The organism is Fictibacillus terranigra, assembly GCF_030412265.1.
Lineage (GTDB): Bacteria > Bacillota > Bacilli > Bacillales > Fictibacillaceae > Fictibacillus_C > Fictibacillus_C terrinigri.
Map to the genome: position 1 here is coordinate 340362 of NZ_JAUHLN010000003.1, position 22534 is coordinate 362895.

General features: G+C 45.2%; 19 protein-coding genes. 1 reads left to right on the top strand and 18 read right to left on the bottom strand.

Annotated features, from left to right (window positions below; translation table 11 throughout):
- Positions 1-80: 80 nt before the first annotated feature.
- The 11 genes from QYF49_RS16980 to QYF49_RS17030 form a co-directional block, all read right to left on the bottom strand.
- Positions 81-803 carry an amino acid ABC transporter ATP-binding protein gene (locus QYF49_RS16980; RefSeq protein ID WP_290400790.1) on the bottom strand — a complete coding sequence of 241 codons (723 nt, stop codon included), beginning with the start codon at positions 801-803 and terminating at the stop codon, positions 81-83.
- Positions 796-2265, bottom strand: a complete 1470-nt coding sequence (locus QYF49_RS16985; RefSeq protein ID WP_290400791.1) for an ABC transporter substrate-binding protein/permease — start codon at positions 2263-2265, stop codon at positions 796-798. The genes QYF49_RS16980 and QYF49_RS16985 overlap by 8 nt, the downstream gene beginning before the upstream one ends.
- Positions 2266-2451: 186 nt before the next feature.
- The gene (locus tag QYF49_RS16990; RefSeq protein WP_290400792.1) at positions 2452-2883 is read right to left on the bottom strand and encodes a BrxA/BrxB family bacilliredoxin; all 432 of its coding nucleotides are present in this window, start codon (positions 2881-2883) and stop codon (positions 2452-2454) included.
- 153 nt (positions 2884-3036) lie between these two features.
- Entirely contained in the window at positions 3037-4365 is a 1329-nt protein-coding gene (locus QYF49_RS16995; RefSeq protein WP_290400793.1) for a dihydrolipoamide acetyltransferase family protein, read from the bottom strand.
- Positions 4366-4393: 28 nt separating this feature from the next.
- A complete protein-coding gene (locus QYF49_RS17000) occupies positions 4394-5377 on the bottom strand; it encodes an alpha-ketoacid dehydrogenase subunit beta (RefSeq protein WP_290400794.1) in 984 nt (327 codons plus the stop codon).
- Between the two features lie 12 nt (positions 5378-5389).
- Positions 5390-6382: a thiamine pyrophosphate-dependent dehydrogenase E1 component subunit alpha gene (locus QYF49_RS17005; RefSeq protein ID WP_290400795.1), complete on the bottom strand. Its 993-nt coding sequence runs from the start codon at positions 6380-6382 to the stop codon at positions 5390-5392.
- An 18-nt stretch (positions 6383-6400) separates the two neighbouring features.
- Positions 6401-7822, bottom strand: a complete 1422-nt coding sequence (lpdA, locus tag QYF49_RS17010; RefSeq protein ID WP_290400796.1) for a dihydrolipoyl dehydrogenase — start codon at positions 7820-7822, stop codon at positions 6401-6403.
- Between the two features lie 21 nt (positions 7823-7843).
- Positions 7844-8953 carry a butyrate kinase gene (gene buk, locus QYF49_RS17015; RefSeq protein ID WP_290400797.1) on the bottom strand — a complete coding sequence of 370 codons (1110 nt, stop codon included), beginning with the start codon at positions 8951-8953 and terminating at the stop codon, positions 7844-7846.
- A 23-nt stretch (positions 8954-8976) separates the two neighbouring features.
- Positions 8977-10077, bottom strand: coding sequence for a branched-chain amino acid dehydrogenase (bcd, locus tag QYF49_RS17020; protein WP_290400798.1), 1101 nt, complete (start codon positions 10075-10077; stop codon positions 8977-8979).
- A 21-nt stretch (positions 10078-10098) separates the two neighbouring features.
- Complete coding sequence (yqiS, locus tag QYF49_RS17025) at positions 10099-10998, bottom strand: phosphate butyryltransferase (protein WP_290400799.1); 900 nt, start codon at positions 10996-10998, stop codon at positions 10099-10101.
- Between the two features lie 133 nt (positions 10999-11131).
- Positions 11132-13195, bottom strand: a complete 2064-nt coding sequence (locus tag QYF49_RS17030) for a sigma-54 interaction domain-containing protein (protein ID WP_290400800.1) — start codon at positions 13193-13195, stop codon at positions 11132-11134.
- 137 nt (positions 13196-13332) lie between these two features.
- Between QYF49_RS17030 and QYF49_RS17035 the strand changes: the two genes are divergently transcribed.
- Positions 13333-13569 carry a DUF2627 domain-containing protein gene (locus QYF49_RS17035; RefSeq protein ID WP_290400801.1) on the top strand — a complete coding sequence of 79 codons (237 nt, stop codon included), beginning with the start codon at positions 13333-13335 and terminating at the stop codon, positions 13567-13569.
- A gap of 155 nt (positions 13570-13724) precedes the next feature.
- On the opposite strand, the gene spo0A is transcribed toward QYF49_RS17035, so the two are convergent.
- The 7 genes from spo0A to QYF49_RS17070 all read right to left on the bottom strand — a co-directional run bounded on the left by spo0A (position 13725) and on the right by QYF49_RS17070 (position 21947).
- Complete coding sequence (spo0A, locus tag QYF49_RS17040) at positions 13725-14528, bottom strand: sporulation transcription factor Spo0A (protein WP_290400802.1); 804 nt, start codon at positions 14526-14528, stop codon at positions 13725-13727.
- A gap of 275 nt (positions 14529-14803) precedes the next feature.
- Positions 14804-16102 carry a SpoIVB peptidase gene (spoIVB, locus tag QYF49_RS17045; RefSeq protein ID WP_290400803.1) on the bottom strand — a complete coding sequence of 433 codons (1299 nt, stop codon included), beginning with the start codon at positions 16100-16102 and terminating at the stop codon, positions 14804-14806.
- 150 nt (positions 16103-16252) lie between these two features.
- Complete coding sequence (recN, locus tag QYF49_RS17050) at positions 16253-17965, bottom strand: DNA repair protein RecN (RefSeq protein ID WP_290400804.1); 1713 nt, start codon at positions 17963-17965, stop codon at positions 16253-16255.
- A 45-nt stretch (positions 17966-18010) separates the two neighbouring features.
- Positions 18011-18460, bottom strand: a complete 450-nt coding sequence (gene ahrC, locus QYF49_RS17055) for a transcriptional regulator AhrC/ArgR (protein ID WP_290400805.1) — start codon at positions 18458-18460, stop codon at positions 18011-18013.
- Between the two features lie 137 nt (positions 18461-18597).
- Positions 18598-19428 carry a TlyA family RNA methyltransferase gene (locus tag QYF49_RS17060; RefSeq protein WP_290400806.1) on the bottom strand — a complete coding sequence of 277 codons (831 nt, stop codon included), beginning with the start codon at positions 19426-19428 and terminating at the stop codon, positions 18598-18600.
- Positions 19425-21326 carry a 1-deoxy-D-xylulose-5-phosphate synthase gene (gene dxs, locus QYF49_RS17065; protein WP_290400807.1) on the bottom strand — a complete coding sequence of 634 codons (1902 nt, stop codon included), beginning with the start codon at positions 21324-21326 and terminating at the stop codon, positions 19425-19427. The genes QYF49_RS17060 and dxs overlap by 4 nt, the downstream gene beginning before the upstream one ends.
- 21 nt (positions 21327-21347) lie before the next feature.
- Complete coding sequence (locus QYF49_RS17070) at positions 21348-21947, bottom strand: hypothetical protein (RefSeq protein WP_290400808.1); 600 nt, start codon at positions 21945-21947, stop codon at positions 21348-21350.
- Between the last annotated feature and the right edge of the window lie 587 nt (positions 21948-22534).

A 22534-nucleotide genomic window follows, 5' to 3' on the forward strand; every position in this document is an offset into this window, starting at 1 on the left:
AAAGAAGATCTTACTTTTCATCCTCCGAGGACCTATGCTGGACATTACTTCTAGCAAAAAAAGAGACCCGAAAAGGCCTCTTACAATACTTTTTCAAGAAAGGATTTTGCTCTTTCTGTTTTGGGCTGTGCAAAAAATTCAGCCGGCACAGCATCCTCAACAAGCACACCGTCATCCAAAAACAGAACACGGTCTGCCACCTCTTTAGCGAAGCCCATCTCATGGGTGACGATCGCCATCGTCATCCCGCTTTGAGCAAGGGACTTCATGACGTCCAGCACTTCCTTTACCATCTCGGGGTCCAGAGCTGAAGTAGGTTCGTCAAACAGCATGACTTCCGGACTCATGGCGAGGGCTCTTGCAATCGCTACGCGCTGCTTCTGGCCTCCGGACAGCCTGCCTGGATATTCGGCTTCTTTATCAGCAAGGCCGACTCTCTTCAGAAGCTCACGGGCTCCTGCTTCTGCCTCGCGTTTGGACACTTTATTCACGGTAACCGGGGCATACGTTAAGTTGTCCATAACGGTCATATGAGGAAAGAGGTGGAAATGCTGAAACACCATTCCGATCTTCTTTCGGACCTGCTGGATCTTAGATGCTTGAGCAGTTACCTCCTGATCCTTGAATAAGATTTTTCCATCCGTCGGTTCTTCAAGCATGTTAATACAACGGAGGAACGTGGACTTCCCTGAGCCCGAAGGCCCGATGATCGCAACAACCTCGCCTTGGCCGATCTGCGTGGAAATTCCTTTTAAGACTTCGTTTTTTCCAAATGTTTTATGAAGGTTTTCTATTTTAATCACCGCGGCTCATTCTCCTTTCAAGCATGCGTCCCAGAACAGTTAATGCCATCACCATCACATAATAGATGATGCCCGCAGTGATCAGCGGCTCAAAATAACGGTACGTATCTGCTCCGACAATCTGTGCGCGCCTCATGATATCCGTCGTACCAATCACCGCAATGATGGCTGATTCCTTCGTTAAGGTGATAAATTCGTTCATTAGTGCCGGAAGAATGTTCTTCAAGGCTTGCGGAAGGATGATCTGTCTCATCATTGACCCATAGGAGACCCCAAGCGCCATAGACGCTTCTCTCTGTCCTTTATCAACTCCATTGATTCCGGCCCTGATGATTTCGGAAACGTAAGCCGCCGAGTTTAATCCAAAGGTCAGTACACCTGCAAGAAATGGTTCGATTTTATATCCTGTCAGCTGAGGTGTCGCATTATAGATGATCAGCAGCTGAAGAATTAGCGGTGTTCCCCGGAAGATGGACGTATACGCGTCTGCTCCCCATCGAAGTACCCGCACTTTGCTGATTTTGAACAAAGAAAGGACCGTACCAAGCACAAAGCCTAACAGTATGGAAACAACCACAAATTTAAGTGTTGTTAATATCCCTTTTAAAATATACGGTACTGAAGGCATGATGGTGGAAAAATCCACAATGGATTTCTTCTCTGCCTTTTTCTTAGATTTCGGTTCAAACCATTTATCGGCGATTTTATCCAGCTCGCCATTCTTTTTCATCATTGCGATCTGCTGATTAAAATCAGCCGTCAGGCCGCTTCCTTTTTGAAGGGCAACCGCCGAACCCGCAGTAGCGGAATCCGGTATTTCAAAAGCACGTAAATCAGAATTTTTATTCAGGTATTCAATGGCGACTCCGTCTTCAATAACCGCACCATCAAATCGTTTGGACATGATTTCCTGTACAAGGTCTGGAACTTTATTTCTTTTTTCGATATGGACCTTGTCTACTTTATCTGCAATTTTTTTCGCTTCTTTTTCCTGAATGGATCCAAGCTGGACACCAATTGTTTTCCCTTTTAAATCCTCAATCGTCTTAATTTTAGGATCGTCTGTAACGACCAGCTGCTTCGCCTGGTAGTAGGTGCTTGAGAAATCAACCTTTTTCTTCCGCTCTGCATTAGGCGTCATACCGGCCATGACGAAATCGACCCGCTTAGAATCCAGTGCGGGAACCAGACCGTTAAAATCCATATCCTTTATGACGAGATTATAGCCGAGCTTGTCCGCAATATGTTTGGCCACATCCACATCAAAACCGATGATTTTGTTGCCTTTGGTCGTATCAATATACTCATAAGGCGCATAATCGGCAGATGTTCCCATCACGAGTGTTTTTTTGTGTTTCTCTTTTGCCATAGCCTGATGACCGCCCATATGCAATACAGCTCCCACTGCACTGAAAACGAGCAAAAACGCCAGTGAAAGTAATACATAAGTTCTTTTTTGCATCGATATCCCCAACTCTCAATAGTGTATCTATAAAAATTTATGCACTCATATTTATTCAATATAATGCATTTTAACACAAAAAGTAGGGATTTTACGTTTTCTGATAATTCCGAATGTATTTCTATACAAAACAATGCATATGAAAACCCATCCTCTTGGAGAATGGGTCCTGTCTTTGTCTTTTGTTTATTTGCAATAGGTATTAAACGCACCGATCAGTTTATTCACAACTTCCATCGGTTCTTCGCCTTCGATTTCATGTCTTTGCACCATCATCTGGACCTCTCCGTCTTTTAAAAGGGCAAATGAAGGTGAAGAAGGAGGATATCCGGTAAAATAGGAACGCGCTTGTTCTGTCGCTTCCTTATCCTGTCCTGCGAACACTGTCACAAGATGGTCTGGGCGGATTCCTTGTTTTACAGAGTAAGAAGCAGCAGGCCGGGCGATGCCGCCTGCACACCCGCATACAGAATTGACCATAACCAAGGTCGTCCCTTTTTTAGCCAATGCCTCGTCTACCTCTTCGGGTGTTGTTAATTGTGTATATCCGGCTTCTACGATCTCTTTTCGTGCTGATTCAACGGCATCATTCATGAAAAAGTTAAAATTCAGATTCATTGCTAACCTCCCCTTTCTGTCTTTATTTTACCCGTTTTCTCATTCAATACAAAGAAAAGACGCTTACCGAAGCGTCTTTTCTTTAGGGGGTTATGGGGTATGGAGGTGTTGATACTTCTTACTTACCCTTTTCTTTCCCTCATAAACCTCTTTTTAATAAATAGATGTTGTTTCACTCGAAATATTTTCTAAACGTTCTTTCACACGGGCAAGGAATCGGCCGCATACGAGTCCATCGAGTACTCGGTGATCAAGTGAAAGACAAAGGTTAACCATATCGCGGACCGCAATCATACCGTTATTCATGACAACCGGACGTTTTACGATGGATTCCACGGAAAGAATCGCCGCTTGCGGATAATTGATGATCGGTGTAGACATAACAGATCCAAAAGATCCCGTGTTATTGACAGTGAACGTACCGCCTTTCATATCATCAGCACCCAAACGGTTCGTACGCACTCTATCTGCCAGATCCTTCACTTCACGCGCGATGCCTTTGATACTCTTCTCATCAGCCTGTTTGATGACAGGAACGTAAAGCGCCGTATCCGTTGCTACCGCGATCGAAATGTTGATGTCTTTCTTCTGGATGATCTTATCACCCGCCCACATGGAGTTCAATTGAGGAAATTCCTTCAATGACTCGACGACAGCTTTAATAAAGAATGGCAGGAACGTTAAGTTGAAGCCTTCTTTCGATTTAAAGTCGTTTTTCACTCCATTGCGGTAGGACACGAGGTTCGATACATCTACCTCGACCATTGTCCACGCATGTGGTGCTTCATGCTTGCTTCTCACCATGTTCGCGGCGATGGCTTTTCTGACGCCTGTTACCGGTATTTCAATATCTCCGGGCAGGCTTTCCACTGGCGCTGCAGGTGCTGGCTTAGGAGCTTCCGCTTGAGGAGCCGCCTGTGGTTCAGGAGCCTTAACATGGGCTGCTTCCTGAATCGGTGCTTGAGCCGGTGCTGCCCCTTGTGCCGGAATATTGCCGGATTCAATTAATTTCTTTAAATCTTTGCGGGTGATACGGCCGTTCATTCCTGATCCTTCTACTTGGTTCAGGTCAATGTTATGCTCATCCGCTAGTCGAAGGACCGCTGGAGAAAAACGGTTTTTCTCAGATTGATCCCGCTTAGGAAGCCCAGTTGATGCAGAAGGAATTGCGGCTCCTTCCTCTTTTTTATCAGAAGGAGCATCCGCCGGGGCTGTTTCATCACTTTTTTTGGATGTTCCGCCTTCCGTATCGATATAACAGATTTGATCACCGACTGCTAGTGTATCGCCTTCCTGAGCGGTCAGTTCCTTAATAACACCTGTAAATGATGAGGGAATTTCCGCATTCACTTTATCGGTCATTACTTCAGCAAGCGGATCATACTTTTTGACATGATCACCGGGCTGTACGAGCCATTTGCTGATTGTGCCTTCTGTTACACTTTCCCCGAGCTGGGGCATTAAGATTTTTTCCGTCGCCATAAATTCACCCTCCTGCTAGAGTGCTGTATTAAAATTCAGCCAGTTCTCTCATTGCTTTTTCCACTTTGTCCGGATTGATCATAAAATACTTCTCCATGGTGGGAGCGTACGGCATGGCAGGCACATCTGGCCCGGCAAGACGTTTGATCGGTGCATCCAGTTCGAAGAGGCAATGTTCACCGATGATCGCGGAAACTTCACTCATGATGCTTCCCTCTTTATTATCTTCAGTCAAAAGCAATACTTTGCCTGTTTTTGAGGCGGCTTCAATAATCGCTTCCTTATCAAGCGGATAAACCGTCCTCAAATCAAGAACATGAGTGGAAATTCCGTCCTTCTCAAGCTTTTCTGCAGCCTGGAGCGCAAAATGTACACATAAGCCATATGTAATAACCGTAAGATCTTCCCCTTCACGTTTTACGTCCGCTTTGCCGATCGGCAATGTATATTCTTCTTCCGGAACTTCGCCTTTAATCAAACGGTAGGCACGTTTATGCTCAAAGAATAAAACTGGGTCCTCGTCACGGATCGCAGCCTTCAGAAGGCCTTTTACATCATACGGTGTGGACGGCATAACAATTTTTAACCCCGGAACATTGGCGAACAATGCTTCCACCGATTGGGAATGGTACAAAGCACCATGAACGCCTCCGCCATATGGAGCACGTATTGTGATAGGGCACGTCCAGTCGTTATTTGAACGGTAACGGATTTTTGCTGCCTCTGAAACGATCTGGTTTACGGCTGGCATAATGAAATCAGCAAACTGCATCTCTGCTATCGGCCGCATGCCATACATTGCTGCACCGATTCCAACACCTGCAATAGCAGATTCAGCAAGTGGTGCATCGATCACACGGTCTTCACCGAATTCTTGAATCAATCCAGCAGTAGCACGGAACACGCCTCCGCGCACTCCCACGTCTTCCCCTACCACAAATACTCTTTTATCTCGTTTCATCTCTTCGCGTATAGCCTGTGTTACTGCATCTATATAGGAAATAATCGGCATCGTTTCTCCCCCTTACTCTGCATAAACAAAGCGCATGGCCGACTCTGGGTCTGCATACGGCGCTGCTTCTGCATAATCAGTTGCTTCGTCTATAATCGCTGCGATCTCTTCATGGCATTGTTTCTCATACTCGTCAGTTAGAACGCCTGCATCTTTTAGATATTCAGCAAATGTAAAGATGGAATCCTTTGCTTTTGCTTCTTCCACCTCTTCGCGCGTACGATAAGCACGGTCATCATCATCACTGGAATGAGGAGTCAGCCTGTAAGAAACTGCTTCGATTAATGTAGGGCCCTCCCCGCGGCGTCCTCGGTCTGCAGCTTCTTTTACAGCTTCGTATACCGCTAATGGATCGTTTCCATCAACAGTCACACCAGGGATGCCATAACCTAAAGCACGATCTGAAACATTTTTGCACGCCAACTGCTTCTGAATAGGTACAGAAATCGCATATTTATTATTTTCACACATGAAGATTACAGGAAGTTTGTGAACACTGGCAAAGTTAATGCCTTCATGAAAATCCCCCTGATTGGAAGAACCTTCTCCAAATGTAGTAAATGTAACAAGGTCTTTTCCTTCGAGTTTGCCGCCAAGTGCCATTCCCACGGCATGAGGCACCTGAGTGGTAACCGGGGAAGAACCCGTCACGATGCGGTATTTTTTCCCGCCGAAGTGGCCGGGCATCTGCCTTCCGCCGCTGTTTGGATCTTCAGCTTTTGCAAAACCAGAAAGCATTAAATCTTTTGCTGTCATTCCAAACCAAAGTACGACACCCATATCTCTGTAATACGGTAATACGAAATCTTTTTCCCGGTCGAGTGCCATGGCAGCTCCTACCTGAGCGGCTTCCTGCCCCTGACAGGAAATCACAAATGGTATTTTTCCTGCGCGGTTCAACAGCCACATACGCTCATCAATTTTTCTGGCCATCAGCATCGTTCTATACATTTCAAGGACATTCTCGTCCGTCAAACCAAGTCTTTCATGGCGGTTTTCTCCCATGATATATCCCTCCTATTATTAGAAATGAATCGCTTTTCCGTCGACAGCAAGTGCTGCTTCGCCGAACACTTCAGAAAGTGTAGGATGAGGATGAACAGTCTGGGCGATTTCCCAAGGTGTAGCATCCAGAACCCTCGCCAGACCCGCTTCCGAAATCATATCGGTAACATGAGGACCGATCATATGGACACCTAGAAGATCGTCTGTAGCTTCATCCACTACAAGTTTAACAAATCCATCAGATTCTCCATAAACAAGAGCTTTGCCAATCGCTTTGAACGGAAACTTTCCAACCTTAACAGTATACCCTTTATCTTTTGCTTCCTGTTCTGTATATCCGACACTAGCCATTTCCGGGCTGGAATAAATACATTTGGAAATCATAGAATAATCAATGGTGTGCGGTTTCTCATTGGAAAGATGTTCAACAGCTGTGATTCCTTCATGGGAAGCTACATGAGCAAGCTGGAGTCCGCCGATGACATCTCCAATCGCGTAGATATGGCTTTCAGCCGTCTGATAATACTCATTGGTTTCAATGAATCCTTTTTCTACTTTAATCGTTGTGTTCTCCAGGCCAATCCCTTCAACATTCGCTTGACGGCCAACGGATACAAGGATGGTTTCTGCTGTGAATGATGCCGTTCCTCCTTTATGCTCAGCATCAATATGAACCTTGCCTTCTTTTTTCAGTGTCTTCGGAAGGACTTTCGCACCTGTAACCAGGTTGACGCCCTTCTTCTTAAGGATTCTCGCAGCTTCCTTGGAAATGTCCGCATCTTCCGTCGGAAGAATGCGGTCTGCATATTCAACGACCGTAACTTCTACACCGAAGTCATTGAGCATGGATGCCCACTCGATTCCGATAACGCCACCGCCAATAATCAGAATGGAAGAAGGCAGCGACTCCATCTTCAAGGCATCATCAGAGGACATGACCAGTTTGCTGTCAAGCTCTAATCCCGGCAATGTACGCGGCCTTGAGCCAGTGGCTATGATGACATTTTGAGGGATGAGGATTTCATTCTCATCTCCATTATTAAATTCGACCGAAACGGTTCCGGGCATCGGAGAAAAAATGGAAGGACCGAGGATACGGCCTGTCCCCTCAAACACCTTAATGTCACCTTTTCTCATAAGGTGCTTTACACCATTATGAAGCTGGTCGACAATTTTTTGTTTACGTTCCTGGACTCTATTAAAATCCAGTGATACTCCTTCAATGGAAACACCATATTCAGCTGCTTTTTTAGAAGTCGCATATACTTCAGCACTTCTCAGTAAAGCCTTGCTTGGAACGCATCCTTTATGCAAGCATGTTCCGCCAAGCAGCCCTTTTTCAACGACCGCCACTTTTTTGCCGAGTTGAGCGGCACGGATGGCAGCAACATAACCGCCAGTTCCGCCGCCCAGGATCACTAGATCAAATTCAGTTGCCATAACTGTTTCTCCTTTTTCGGTTTAATACGTTCGGACAGAAACACCTGATACATGATATTCCTTAGCTTCTTCCTCGCCTTTGAGCACACGCAGTCCTCCTTCAGCCAGGGCTTGCAGTTCATTTTCACCTGGCTGGACGATGACATCAGCAATCCATTCCACACGTTCAATTATTTTTTTCACAAATTCCTTGCCATAAGCAAGTCCTCCGGTAATGACAATCCCATCTACTTGTCCTTTCAACACCGTACTTGCTGAGCCGATTTCCTTTGCCACCTGGTAGGCCATCGCATCATATACCAGTTTCGCCTCTTCATTGCCTTTTGCGATCATCTCTTCGACCCTTACCGCATCGTTTGTTCCAAGGTATCCGACAAGACCTCCTTGCCCGACCAGCTTCTTCATGATCTCATCGGCATAATATTCGCCCGAGAAGCATAACTCCACCAAATCCCCCACAGGCACGGTACCCGAACGTTCAGGAGAGAAGGGGCCTTCTCCATGAAGACCATTATTAACATCAATCACTTTACCGTTAAGGTGTGCACCGACCGTTATTCCTCCGCCCATGTGCGCAACGATCAGCCTTAAGCTGGAGTATGGCTTGCCGAGTAAAGACGAGACCCTTCTTGCTACCGCCTTTTGGTTCAGAGCGTGAAAGATACTCTTTCGCTTAATCTCAGGGATGCCGGATATTCTGGCGAGAGGCTGCAGCTCATCAACGACAACCGGGTCCACAATAAATGCAGGGATATTAAGCCCCGATGCAATTTCAAATGCGATGATGCCGCCGAGATTAGAAGCATGCTCTCCCGCGTATCCATTTCTAAGATCGTTAAGCATCACATCGTTTACATGGTAGGTGCCGCCTTCGATGGGGCGCAGCAATCCGCCGCGCCCAACAACAGCACTCAATTTAGAGATATTGATCCCTTCATGATCAAGGGTTTCAAGGATCGTGTTCTTTCGAAATTCGTATTGATCAATACTATTTTCAAACCGATTAATACTGTCGCTGTCATGACGTATTGTTTTTTCAAAAACAGCACGTTCATTGTCGAAAATCCCGATTTTGGTAGAGGTTGATCCTGGATTGATGACTAGCAAGCGATATTCTTTTGTTGGCACCATAAAAACCTCCATTCAAGCCGAGATTATCGGGTTCTATTGGACAGCGTATGACGTTCGTTTAGAAGGAACTGGCTTCTGGAATTGCGGATTCTTTCAATCCGTTCTTCAGCGAGCCTGTCAGCTGCCAAATACGTTGGAATACCGTCTCGTTTAGAAATCTCGATCACTTTCGCGATGTTGTCATATATCGTTTCAACTTTTTTCATTGCACGGTCGTGGTTATAGCCATTCAATTCATCCGCTACGTTGATTACACCGCCTGCATTGATCACATAATCCGGAGCGTAAACAATTCCCATTTCGTGGATGGCATCTCCATGGCGGGTTTCGCGGAGCTGGTTATTTGCTGCACCGGCGATAACTTTTGCCTTGATCTCTCCAATGGTCTGGTCATTAATGATCGCTCCTAAAGCACAAGGTGCGAATATATCGCATTCCACTCCATAGATTTCGTCCGGATTCACCGCTTTAGCACCGAATTCTTCAACGACACGGTCAACGGCTTCTTTATTAATATCCGTTACGATAAGCTGAGCGCCTTCTTCGTTCAAGTGGCGGCAAAGATTGTAGGCCACATGCCCGACACCCTGTACTGCGATCACCTTTCCTTCCAGTGAATCTGTACCGAATGCTTCCTTCGCTGCGGCTTTCATTCCACGGTAAACGCCATACGCGGTTACTGGAGATGGATTGCCTGAAGAACCGAATGCCGGGGAAACACCTGTTACGAATGGAGTTTCCTGGTAGATGATATCCATATCTTCTACAGTAGTACCTACATCTTCAGCTGTAATATATCGGCCGTTCAGCCCTTGGATATAACGGCCGAACGCACGAAACATCTCTTCGTTCTTGTCTTTTTTCGGATCTCCGATGATCACTGTTTTGCCGCCGCCAAGGTTAAGTCCTGCGGCCGCATTTTTGTATGTCATTCCGCGTGCCAGTCTCAAAGCATCTTCAAATGCTTCTTCTTCAGAGTTGTACGTCCACATTCTTGTACCGCCCAGTGCCGGCCCAAGTGTTGTATCATGAATCACTACGATGGCTTTTAATCCTGATTGTTTATCCTGGCATACCGCCACTTGTTCATAATCATAAGTTTCCATGTATTTGAATAGTTCCATTTTATTTTTCCTCCTGTTTGTTTATATTTTTTCAAGCGAATATACAGCAAGAGCAATTGAATACAGCTTGCTTTCAGCCGTATCAGCCCTCGACGTCAGAACGATTGGTGCTCGGGCGCCCGCAACAACGGCCCCCACTTTGGCATTCGCAAAATAGATGAGAGACTTATACAATGCGTTTCCTGTTTCGATGGCCGGGACAACAAGAACATCCGCTTGCCCGGCCACCTCACCCGATATCCCTTTATGTTCAGCTGCTTTGACTGAAATGGCATTATCGAGAGCAAGAGGGCCGTCCACGATGCACCCCTTGATTTGTCCTCGCCTGTTCATCATGGCTAGCGCACTCGCATCCAGGGTAGCCTGCATGTTCGGGTTAACGGATTCAACAGCCGCCAAGACCGCAACCTTAGGCATAGCCACACCGATGCCTCTTGCAACTTGTACGGCGTTCTCGATGATCTGTGCTTTTTGTTGAAGATCGGGAACAATGTTCATGGCCGAATCGGTTAAAAAAATAAGCCGGTCAAAGCCTGGAACTTCAAACGCTGCCACATGTGACAATACCTTTCCGGTACGCAGCCCGTTTTCTTTATGAAGGACCGCCTTCAGCAGGTCTGCGGTTGGAATATGGCCTTTCATAAGGATGTCGGCTTGTCCGCCGCTGACTGCCTTCACAGCTTCCATTGCCGTATTTTGAGGATTAGCCTCCACTATCTGCAGGTCTTCACCCTCCTTCAGCTCGTGCTGCCGAAGCAAAAATTGTATTTTTTCTTTATTTCCAACAAGGATAAATGATGCAATTCCTTTTTCATAGGCCTGCTTCACTGACAGAATGACTTCTTCATCTTCAGCAGCAGCAACCGCTACCACTTTTTTTGAATCCGTTGAATTGGAGTTCAGCAGTTGTTCTAGTTTCAATGTTCAGCCTCCTTTTTGCCACCCTGCTAATACCTTGCAAGAACTGTGCCAACTTTTTCACCCATGGAAACGGCAATTTTTCGAATGGTAATATGAATATAATTGCATAGCATGAATATAATTGCATGCACTTTCATTCATATTGACTGATTCCATACTTTTCAAGTTTATAGTACAGGCTACGCAATGAAATACCGAGCGCCTTTGCACACTTGGTTTTATTGCCCTGAACCGCAGCTAATGTGGTCTCTAAAATCTCTTTTTCGACTTTCTCGATTTGGAGAGCAAGCGGCTTTATATCTTCAGCCTCGGTAATACGCAATTTTTGCTCCTCCGTCTTTTCCAGGGACGGCAGATCGATATGGCTCGAGCCTATCGATTGTTCATGGGGATCCATATGGATCATCGCTCTCCCAAGCACGTTCTCGAGCTCTCTGACATTGCCTGGCCATTCATACTGTTTTAGTATTGCTTCTGCTTGCACTGTTATTTCCTCAATATTTTTTCCATAATCCTGATTGAGCTTATGAATCAGGTGTCTTGCCAAAAGCCGGATATCCTGTTTTCTGGCACGAAGCGGCGGAATATAGATCGGCATTCTGTTCAGTCGGTAATAAAGATCTTCCCTGAAAGCACCTTCACCAATTTTTCTTTCCAAATTAATGTTGGTCGCCGCAATCACTCTGACGTTGATTGGAATAGACTTCGTTCCTCCGACCCTTCTTATTTCTTTTTCCTGAAGAACACGGAGAAGCTTGGCCTGCATGGCGGGGGCAAGCTCACCGATTTCATCTAAAAATATGCTTCCTCCGTTAGCCTCTTCAAAGAGGCCTCGTTTACCTCCGCGCAATGCACCAGAAAAGGCACCTTCTTCATATCCGAACAGCTCGCTCTCAAGCAAAGATTCTGAGATGGCAGCACAATTGACCCTGATAAATTTATTGTATTTCCTGCTGCTTCCGTTATGGATCGCATGAGCAAAAAGTTCTTTTCCTGTCCCGGATTCCCCTCTAAGGAGTACGGTAGCAGGTGTTGAAGCCGCCAGCCGGGCCTGCTCAACAGCAAATTTCATTTCCTCCGACTCACCTTTTATATCCTCAAACGAATATTTGGCCTCCAGCGTCCTGATAATTTGCCGTGCCCGGCTAAGCTCCTCTGTAAGAGATTTAATTTCGGAAACGTCGTGAATGACCCCGACACTGCCTTTCAGCACACCGTCAACGATGATCGGCGCTACATTTACGACAACATCACGCCGCTGTGGCCCCACTTTTAATCGAGCCCCTCTGACAGGCTTTCGCGTCTTAAGAACCTGCATATGAATACTTTCGCCTTCAGAGATATCTATTGTAGCAGGCTTTCCTATTACCTTCTCCGAGGTGAAGCCGGTTAGTTTTGTATAGGCAGGATTGATCATCAACCCTTTTCCCTCTTCGTCAACAACCGAGATGGCCTCTTCTGAAGACTGGATAATCGCATGAAGCATCGACTGAATGCTTTTCAGATTGGTTACTTCCTCTGCCAGGTCGATCATTTCGGTAATGTCTTTAAATACCGCAAAAGCACCCATCTTGTTTCCGAATTCATCAATGATTGGAATACGGGTTGTAATGATTTTAGTACCGTTATCGAGGATCTGCTCCTGGTTGATCTCTTCTTTGCCGTCAGACATCACCCGCGGCAGCTGGCTGTTAGGGATCACTTCCTGGACCGGGTGGCCGATCACATCTTCTTTTTTGCTTCCCGTCATTTTTTCTGCACTTTTATTGAACAATGTGACAGAAAGGTTTTCATTGATGGCGATCATGCCATCATGTGTCGAATCAAGAATCGTATTGATCTTATGTAGCTTGCTTCTATAAGAAGGGATGTAATGTTCACTCGCAGACAGCGCCTGAGAGAACTGCCAGGCAATGGACGAAGGGATGATACTCACTCGTTTCCCAAAATGAACCCTCGCTGTTTCTAGTGTTAATCGGCTGGTAAAGTCGATTAAAAAATCAACAGCAGGGTCAGCAGCTCCTTCCAAACTGTCTGCAAAAGGAATACTAAATTGCGCTGCGAGACGCTTTAATCCTTCAGAAGCTGAAGGTTTTACAATAATTATGGCACTGATCTGAATCACACGGGATGATGACAACAGGTGTACCAGAGGCTCAAGATGCTCCCCGGTCCCATAAATAACTGCTTTTTGCATACCCAGCTCCTTATTTTTGCAATTATTTTCATACCTACATCATACGGTTTTATGAAAAGGTTTGCAAGGATGGAATATTCATCGACAGCATTCCTCAATTACAGTAAAATAAAAAGGGACAAAGGAGAGGACCTTCGATGCAACGTTTAATCGCTCTGCTCATTATGGTGATCCCGGGCATTCTCGGGGTAGTCGGTATAAAATTAATGAGAGATGTATTATTTGGCATCCTTCATAACGGATTCGGTGCTCTTTGGCTTCAGTTTTTTGCCGGTTTCATCCTGTTTGTCTTTGGCCTTGCGTTTGTAGGGGGATTCATATTCTACCGGGACCGAAAACGAAACAAAGTTCAAACCCGTTTCCAAAAAAAATAGCCCGCAGAAGAATTTTTCTTCGGCGGGTTATTTTTTTCAACAAAAACAGAAGACCCGTATTGGAGCCTTCTGCGGATAAGCAGTAAGGAGATATACATTCAATGGTTAGGAAGGAATAGAACTGCAAGTTTGTTTTCTCCTTATTTCCTATGCGGTTAAACAGTCATACTTGATTTATGCTCGATCCTCAGCTTGTCTGCGACCATAGCAATAAATTCAGAATTGGTTGGTTTTGCTTTTGACATGGATACTGTATAACCGAAAAGGGATGAAATACTGTCAATATTGCCACGGCTCCAAGCCACTTCAATCGCATGGCGGATCGCTCGCTCAACCCTGCTGCTCGTCGTATTGAACTTTTTGGCAATGTCAGGGTAGAGAACTTTGGTAATGGAACCCAGCAATTCAATATCATTGTATACCATGGAAATGGCTTCACGGAGATACATATAGCCTTTAATGTGGGCAGGCACACCAATTTCATGAATAATACTGGTGATGCTCGCGTCGAGATTGCGCGGCTGTTTAACCGTATTCACGGCAGCCGAACGAGCTGCAGAAGGACGCTGTACAAAAGATTTTTCTGCCCCGCAGATCTGGCGGATCTGATTTGCAAGATTATCCATATCAAACGGTTTCAAAATGAAATAGGATGCACCGAGTTCAACCGCTTTTTTCGTAACATCTTCTTGTCCAAAAGCCGTAAGCATAATGACGTTCGGCTGTGGAAGGTGATCATTCGAGCGAATCCTCTCCAATACCGCCAGCCCGTCAAGATGCGGCATAATAATATCGAGTACAAGAACATCAGGATTTTTATCTTCAAGGACGTTCAGGCACTCCTGCCCATTGTAAGCGACACCAATCACTTCCATATCGTCCTGGTTTGCTAAATATTCTTTTAATAAACTGATCAATTCACGGTTATCGTCGGCTAAACAAACTTTTATTTTTTGCACGGATATTCCTCCCTATCCAACATTTTCTTCATTTCTCCTATAAGATTTCCACAAAAATCCTGTTTTCCCTTTATTTTTTCTCAAATTTTTAATTATGGTTAAAATAGCACATTTTCTCTTCAATTATCTTAAATTTTCGACACTATATCACTTTTCTTAACCACGCTTGTCGAATTTTCTTTATCTATATGTATTGTATAAAATATTCATACAAATGTCTATGAAAAGCAAAGAAAGTTTTCCTTTTGATGGAAAGGAAAAAGCAGAGGCTGCTATTAACTCGCCTTCTGCTTTTGTTTTCCGTATATATCTATACCTGCTTCGTCGAGCATCCATTCAATGTGGACACCGTACCCTGAAGTTGGATCATTTACAAATACATGTGTGACGGCACCAATGATTTTTCCGTTCTGGATAATCGGGCTCCCGCTCATCCCCTGAACAATACCTCCCGTCGTTTTTAAAAGCTTGGGATCGGTAATTTTGATGACCATTCCCTTTGTCGCAGGGAATTTTTGAGGGATGGAACTGACCACTTCCACCTGGAACGCCTGTACCTTTGTTCCATTCACAACCGTCAGAATCTTGGCCGGCCCTTCTTTTACTTCATCCGAAAAAGCAATCGGCAATGGCTTATCCCATCGTCCATTTGATAGTCCATCATTCAGTTTTCCGAAAATACCGAACGGACTGTTTCTTGAGATGCTCCCAATGCTTTCATTTTCCTCTGAAAAACGAGCCAATTTCTCACCCGGATGACCATTGCTTCCTTTTTCGATGGAAGTAACGGTGGATTTCAGTATTTCTCCATTATTTACGACGATTGGCTGCTTCGTATCCATATCAGAGATGACATGCCCGAGGGCCCCGTATTTATGGGATTGAGGATGAAAGAATGTCAGCGTCCCCACTCCTGCAGCAGAATCCCTGATATAAAGCCCAATTCGGTAGGATAAATCATGTTTATCCTGCAGCGGCTGCAATTTTCGATGAAAGGTTTTTTTGTTTCTAATCACTGTTACATCAAGCATACCGCCTGTTTTTCCGGCTTTTCTCACAAATGGCGCGACGTCGCCCATTTTTGCAATACTTTCCCCGTTAATCTTGGTAATGATATCACCAACTTGAATATCTGCGATTTCGCCTGGTGATCTTTGACCTTTTTTAGTATCTACAAGATGATGGCCTACGACCAAAACACCTAAAGTATTCAGTTTAACCCCGATTGATTGTCCCCCTGGCACCACTTTCAATTCCGGCAGTACATTTATCCCCATTTTTTTCACCGGAAAGCCGCCTGCTTCGAGCGTGACCACAGAATCACCATCCTCATGAGCATTGACTGAAAATGAGTGTCTGCCACTCGTTTTGCCTATTGATAAGATTGCTTTTGTACCTTTGGAAGCAACCTCAGTTCCCGAAGGCAGATTGGAAACCACACGGTCTTGTCCTTTAAAAACCCTTACTGCTGAAGGAAGACCGACGTAATCCTGAACCGGATGAAGAAAACCGATTCCCACCAGGCAACCAAGGAGGATCACACCTAAAATCCGCCTTATTTTATCTTTAACCATCTTTCACTCTCCTCGCTCCTTACCCACACCTCCAACATGGCTGTACTACTAATTTTGCCTTAGAACTGTAAGATTATAACCGCCCAAAAAGAAAAAGCTATCCTTAAATGGATAGCATTACATACGTATAATGGAGATTGGGATGGAGGCTCAAGAAGTTTTTTTAATTTCTTCAGCCAGATCCAACAGTTCCCTGGCATGCTGTTTCGTCAGTTCCGTGATCTCCACTCCCGAGATCATTCTTCCGATCTCATTGACTTTTTGTGTGGTTTCGAGCGATACGACATGTGTTGTTGTACGTTTGTTCGACGTTTCTTTGGATATATGCAAATGCGTATCCGCCATTGCTGCGACCTGCGGAAGGTGGGTAATACACAACACTTGAGAGCCTTCTGAAACCCTGAATATTTTTTCTGCGATCGCCTGTGCTACACGGCCGCTCACACCAGTATCCACTTCATCAAAAATGATGGCAGTGATTCCCTGATGATGTGAAAAGATGGATTTCAGCGCCAGAATAACACGGGAGAGCTCCCCTCCAGAGGCTACTTTTGCCAAAGGCTTTAACGGTTCCCCAGGATTGGTCGAGATGAAGAACTCCACTTCATCTGACCCATATTTACCGAAATCCTGTTCGCGTATTTGCCCGCCTTCTTGCTGCAAAGAATTGATCACAATATCAAACACCGTTTTCTCCATGTAAAGCTCTTTAAGCTCCTGAAGGATCTCATTAGTCAGGCGCTCAGCAAGGTTCTTTCTTTTTTTGCCGAGCTTTTGAGCATGTTTCTGGAGAAGCTTCTCCTGATTTTGAAGCTGCTGCCGCAATGCTTCGATATTGCCGTCTTTATTTTGAAGTACGTCCAATTCTTTTTCGATCTTACACGCATATTCCAATATTTCATTTACACTGTTGCCATATTTGCGTTTCAGTTTACTGATCTCATTCAATCTCGTCTCGATAAAATCGAGCCGTGCTGGATCAAACTCCATCGTTTCGAAGTAATTTCGAATGGTGAAAGCAGCTTCTTCCAAGGCATAAAAATGGTTGGCCACATTCTCCTCCAGCTGGTGGAGCTCCTCGTCGAGATGAGCTACATTCTGCAGATGGCTTAAAGCGACAGAGATGTTTTCAATCCCTTTTTGCTCCCCGTACAAGGACTGATACGAATCCTGAAGGCTGTTGAACAGCTTCTCATAGTTGCCAAGCCTAAGCTTCTCTTCCTGCAGCTCTTCATCTTCATTGGGCAATAATTCGGCGTTGCTGATCTCTTCCAGCTGGTATTGGATCAGATCCACCCGCTGATTCATCTGCTGCTCATTCTCTGTCAGGTTTCTTAACTGTTTTCTCATTTCCTTATAGTCATAATATACATCTTGATATTTACTGATTAGGTGTTCCATCTCATCACCGCCAAAGCTGTCGAGCAGCGAAAGGTGCATCTCGGGCTGCATTAAATATTGTGTCTCATGCTGGCCATGGATATCAACCAAAGATTGCCCAAATTCTTTTAAGAGCGAAAGCGTGACAAGCTTCCCGTTAATTCTGCATACACTTTTGCCGGACTCCATGATGTCCCTTTTCAGTACGATCATTCCATCCTGAATATCGATTCCCAGTTCCTCAGCTTTTGCAAAAACAGGATGAGGAGAATCCACTAGAAATAGGCCTTCTATTTCCGCTTTATTCGTTCCGTAACGTACGAACTCTGAAGATCCTCTTCCTCCTATTAAGAGACCTATGGCATCAATGATAATGGATTTCCCTGCACCCGTTTCCCCCGTCAGTACGGTTAGCCCTTTATTGAATGAAATGGTTAACGCATCAATAATCGCAAAATTGCGGATGCTTAATTCTGCCAGCAATTACATCACACCTTACTTTTTAAGCTTTTGAGTAAAACCGTTCATTTAAAGCATGTCCAAGAACCGCTGCGAAACGTCGGGAGAAACGTCCTTTGACCGGCAGATCACCAAGATCGTATCATCACCGCAAATCGTTCCCATAATTTCCTCCCAGTCCAGTTTATCGATCAATGCGCCAATCGCGTTTGCATTGCCGGGCAGCGTTTTCATAACAATCAAGTGATCAGCCTGATCAATGCTTACAAAGCTGTCGATCAGTGTCCTTCTCAGTTTCTGAAGGGGGTTGAAACGCTGGTCCGCCGGCAGGCTGTACTTGTATCTTCCGTCCGACATCGGCACTTTGACAAGGTGCAGTTCTTTAATATCACGGGAAACCGTAGCCTGTGTCACATTAAAACGAGCATTGCGCAGCTCCTCGACCAGGTCATCTTGTGTTTCAATTTCTTTATGTGTAATAATTTCTCTTATTTTAATATGACGTTGGCCTTTATTCACGTCTTTCACCTCATTTAAATATCGATTGAAGCTTAAAATCCTTTAATCATCTGCTCTTATCTTATAATATTGTCCCGTGCTTGTACATCTAATAAAATAGCCCGTATCACTGATTTGCAATACGGGCCATTGTTTATTTATTCATCTGCATCCGTTTTTTTGAACAGCTGGTGGGCCTCTGTTACGACTTCTGCAATTTTTTCTTCTTGAAATGGTCGTTCAGCGGTTTCGGCTTCAGTCTTCAAATGAACGAGAAATTCGATGTTTCCTTCCCCGCCGGTTATAGGGGAATAAGAAAGATTTAGGACATTGTAGCCTTCATGGAGAGAAAATCGGATAATTTCCCCGATCACCCGTTCATGAATGACAGGATCCCGCACGATTCCTTTTTTTCCAACATCAGCTCTTCCAGCTTCAAATTGAGGTTTGATTAAAGCCATAACCTCTCCGCCTGGTTTTAAGATCGTCTTAAGTACCGGCAAAATCAGCTTCAATGAGATAAACGAAACATCAATCGTAGCAAATTCCGGCAGGCCGAATTGAAGATCTTCCCGCTTAACATACCTGAAATTTGTTCGTTCCATAACAGCTACTCGTTCATCCTGACGGATCTTCCACGCCAGCTGGTTATAGCCGACATCAAGGGCATAAACGAACTTCGCTCCATTTTGAAGTGCGCAGTCGGTAAATCCACCAGTGGATGCCCCAATATCCAGCACAATTTTCCCTTCAAGCTCCAAATCAAATGCCTTGATCGCTTTTTCAAGTTTTAATCCGCCCCTGCTCACGTAGGGCATTTCGTTGCCTTTGACGGCAAGAGGGGCTTCAATATCGATTTTTAAACCTGGTTTGTCTAAACGTTCGCTGCCCGAATAGACAAGCCCGGCCATTATTGAACGCTTTGCTTTTTCCCTCGTCTCACTTAGCCCCCGTTCAACGAGCAAAACATCGATCCGTTCTTTCTTCATGTATATAGACCCTTTTTCTTTTTTTCTAAAACAAGTTTTTTTGTCCGCTCCACTACGTCTTCTGTTGTCATTCCAATCTCTTCTAGAAGTTTGGTCACACTTCCATGTTCAATAAAACAATCTGGTATTCCCATTCTGTCGATCATTGTGGAGTAAAATTGATGTTCGTTTGCATATTCCAGAACGGCACTCCCGAAGCCGCCCTGCAGGACTGCTTCCTCAATCGTAAGAATCGGCAAACCCTCACGCAGGATTTCCAACATCATCTTATGATCAAAGGGCTTGATGAAGCGCGCGTTGACCACCCTTGCAGAAACACCTTGTTTAGCCAGGGTTTCCCACGCCTCCAAAGCCATTGGGATCGTTGTTCCAAAGGTAAGAATGACAGCTTCATTTCCTTCTTTCAATACGTCCCAGCTTCCGATTGGAATTTGTTCATACTCGGTATCCATTTCTACACCAAGGCCGTTGCCTCTCGGGAAACGAATGGCAATCGGTCCATCGTCATATTGGACAGCCGTATGAACTAAGTGCTGAAGTTCGTTCTCATCTTTCCCCATGGCGATCACGAGATTCGGTATATGGCGCATAAAAGCAATATCAAACACACCTTGATGGGTCTCACCGTCCGCACCTACGAGCCCAGACCTGTCCACTGTAAGAATAACATTAAGATTCTGTCTCGCCACATCGTGGAGAAGCTGATCATACGCGCGCTGCAGAAAAGTAGAATAGATGGACAGAACAGGCTTCATGTTTTGAGTGGCCAGCCCCGCTGCCATGGTCATCGCATGCTGTTCTGCGATTCCTACGTCAAAAAGGCGTTCAGGAAACTTCTGTGCATACCCTTCAAGCTGCGAACCTACAGTCATAGCAGGTGTTATAACAGCGATCCGATCATCCTTTTCAGAAAGGTTGGCTAGTGTATCACTCACGAGTTTACTGTAAGAAGGAGCAGCCTGCTTCGCTTTAATCTTCTCGCCTGATTCAATTTTATATGGGCCCACTCCGTGCCAGTGATCGGTTTGGTCCTGTTCTGCCGGCTTGTACCCTTTCCCTTTTTTGGTCAATACGTGAACAATCACTGGGCCTTCTGTTTTCTTCGCATAACGAAGGTTCTCCTCAAGATCAGACAAGTCATGGCCGTCAACGGGCCCAAGGTACGTGTATCCAAGTTCTTCGAAGAACATGCCAGACACCAGCATGTATTTTAAACTGTCCTTCAGCCTTTCGGCTGTGGCAGCGAGTTTACCGCCAAACGCCGGGATTTTGCGGATAAGAGATTCCAATTCGTCCTTCGCTTTATTATATTTCTTAGCCGTCCTCATTCGCCCGAGTACGCTGTGGAGAGCACCGACGTTCGGAGCTATGGACATTTCATTGTCATTCAGCACAACGATCAAATCTTTTTTCTCATGTCCAATATGGTTCAATGCTTCAAGCGCCATCCCGCCAGTCAGAGCGCCGTCCCCAATAACGGCTACTACCTTTTCATCGGTTCCTTTTAAATCACGCGCGATGGCCATTCCCATAGCCGCTGATAAAGAAGTGGAACTATGGCCGGTTTCCCAGACATCATGTTCGCTTTCCACTCGTTTAGGAAATCCGCAAAGACCTTTATATTGACGCAATGTATCAAATTGCGAAGTTCTCCCTGTCAGCATTTTGTGGATATAGGCCTGGTGGCCCACATCCCAGATCAGCTTGTCCTTCGGGCTGTCAAAAACCTTATGAAGGGCAAGAGTCAGTTCGACTACCCCTAGATTGGCACCGAGATGCCCGCCTGTCACAGAAAGCTTGCTGATTAAGAAGTGACGGATCTCCTGCGCAAGCTTCTTAAGCTGTTCCTGATCGTACGTCTTTAAGAACTGAGGGTTTTGAATATCTTCCAGTTTCATGGAAAATCCTCACTTTCCAATTTAATTCCTTCTCTTTCCTCTATTAGAAGAAGTATCAAATAGTTTAATCTTTAACTTTTCCTCAAAAAAATATATTAAACGGCCCACTTGAAAAATAATAATTGTGGCATGGTGGATCGCATATGATTTTCCGAACGCTTTTCCCCCAACCGTTAGCGCCGCAATCACCCCGGTAAACAGGATGGAGATCGTGTGCTCAAACACTGTTCCTTCCCCATGTCCGAGGTTCATGGTCAATTCTACAATAACTGCCGCTGAAGCCGTTCCGCTGATGATGCCTGATATATCCCCTATTACATCATTGCAGAAATTGGCTACCCGGTCAGCATTCCTTGTAATAAGAATAGCATGCCGGGCACCGGGCACCTTTTCTGATGCCATCGCATGAAAGGGAACTTCATTCGCTGCAGTAGATGCTACACCAATAATATCAAAAATCACACCAATAAGAACAATAATTAACACGATGACCATTCCCATACCCCATGAAACGCCGCTAAGGAGCAGGGTGGAAGCCACTGAAAAAATTGCCGCTAACACGAGCGTGATAACGGCAATGCCTGTACTCCATTTTAGCGATTTATGAAATGAATGCTTCATAAAATCTCCCTATATATAATGAACGCCTTACGCCAGAATCCTGCGTAAGGTCTCCATTTAAATTATGTATGAGGAGTGGTCATTCAAAAAGTAAACGCTGCGGCTTAGGTCCAGTAGGTTTTCCCAAGAGGAAACGGAGATGTCGCCATATCCGCGGTTTCCCTTTACTTCCTCCTTAACGGTGTCGCCAAACGTTAGACTGGATTGCCACTTAGTCCGCACTATAATCCTTTTTGAATGTCGCGGGAACAGTCTAGGAGTTTTCCTCAACAGCCCTTACCCATTTCCCTAGCCTCTTTTGCAGAGATGATTTCATACGGCATGAACAGATTTCAGGCGGCCAACCCTCCATCGTCCTTATGTCCATAATCCCCTCAAGCTCCACTCAAGGCAGGCTACGCTGCATGTTTCTGCATGTAGCAGAACATTGGCAGGTTCAAACCCCATTTCACAGCAAGGTATTACAACGCAAGCCGCAAAGATGGGGGTCTCCGCGGAAGCAGGGTCAACGCCCACATGCCATTGTGGATCGCCCTGCGACCTTAACTCCCAGCGTTAACCCAAGGCTGGGCGCCTCAAGCCAACAC

What these genes read in the sequence shown, in the direction of transcription:
- QYF49_RS16985 (WP_290400791.1), bottom strand. Translation starts at nt 2,265, where the DNA reads ATGCAAAAAAGAACTTATGTATTACTTTCACTGGCGTTTTTGCTCGTT.
- QYF49_RS17000 (WP_290400794.1), bottom strand. Translation starts at nt 5,377, where the DNA reads ATGCCGATTATTTCCTATATAGATGCAGTAACACAGGCTATACGCGAA.
- QYF49_RS17030 (WP_290400800.1), bottom strand. Translation starts at nt 13,195, where the DNA reads ATGCAAAAAGCAGTTATTTATGGGACCGGGGAGCATCTTGAGCCTCTG.
- lpdA (WP_290400796.1), bottom strand. Translation starts at nt 7,822, where the DNA reads ATGGCAACTGAATTTGATCTAGTGATCCTGGGCGGCGGAACTGGCGGT.
- QYF49_RS17060 (WP_290400806.1), bottom strand. Translation starts at nt 19,428, where the DNA reads ATGAAGAAAGAACGGATCGATGTTTTGCTCGTTGAACGGGGGCTAAGT.
- QYF49_RS17035 (WP_290400801.1), top strand. Translation starts at nt 13,333, where the DNA reads ATGCAACGTTTAATCGCTCTGCTCATTATGGTGATCCCGGGCATTCTC.
- QYF49_RS17070 (WP_290400808.1), bottom strand. Translation starts at nt 21,947, where the DNA reads ATGAAGCATTCATTTCATAAATCGCTAAAATGGAGTACAGGCATTGCC.
- spoIVB (WP_290400803.1), bottom strand. Translation starts at nt 16,102, where the DNA reads ATGGTTAAAGATAAAATAAGGCGGATTTTAGGTGTGATCCTCCTTGGT.
- bcd (WP_290400798.1), bottom strand. Translation starts at nt 10,077, where the DNA reads ATGGAACTATTCAAATACATGGAAACTTATGATTATGAACAAGTGGCG.
- dxs (WP_290400807.1), bottom strand. Translation starts at nt 21,326, where the DNA reads ATGAAACTGGAAGATATTCAAAACCCTCAGTTCTTAAAGACGTACGAT.
- QYF49_RS17005 (WP_290400795.1), bottom strand. Translation starts at nt 6,382, where the DNA reads ATGGGAGAAAACCGCCATGAAAGACTTGGTTTGACGGACGAGAATGTC.
- QYF49_RS16995 (WP_290400793.1), bottom strand. Translation starts at nt 4,365, where the DNA reads ATGGCGACGGAAAAAATCTTAATGCCCCAGCTCGGGGAAAGTGTAACA.
- QYF49_RS16990 (WP_290400792.1), bottom strand. Translation starts at nt 2,883, where the DNA reads ATGAATCTGAATTTTAACTTTTTCATGAATGATGCCGTTGAATCAGCA.
- buk (WP_290400797.1), bottom strand. Translation starts at nt 8,953, where the DNA reads ATGGTGCCAACAAAAGAATATCGCTTGCTAGTCATCAATCCAGGATCA.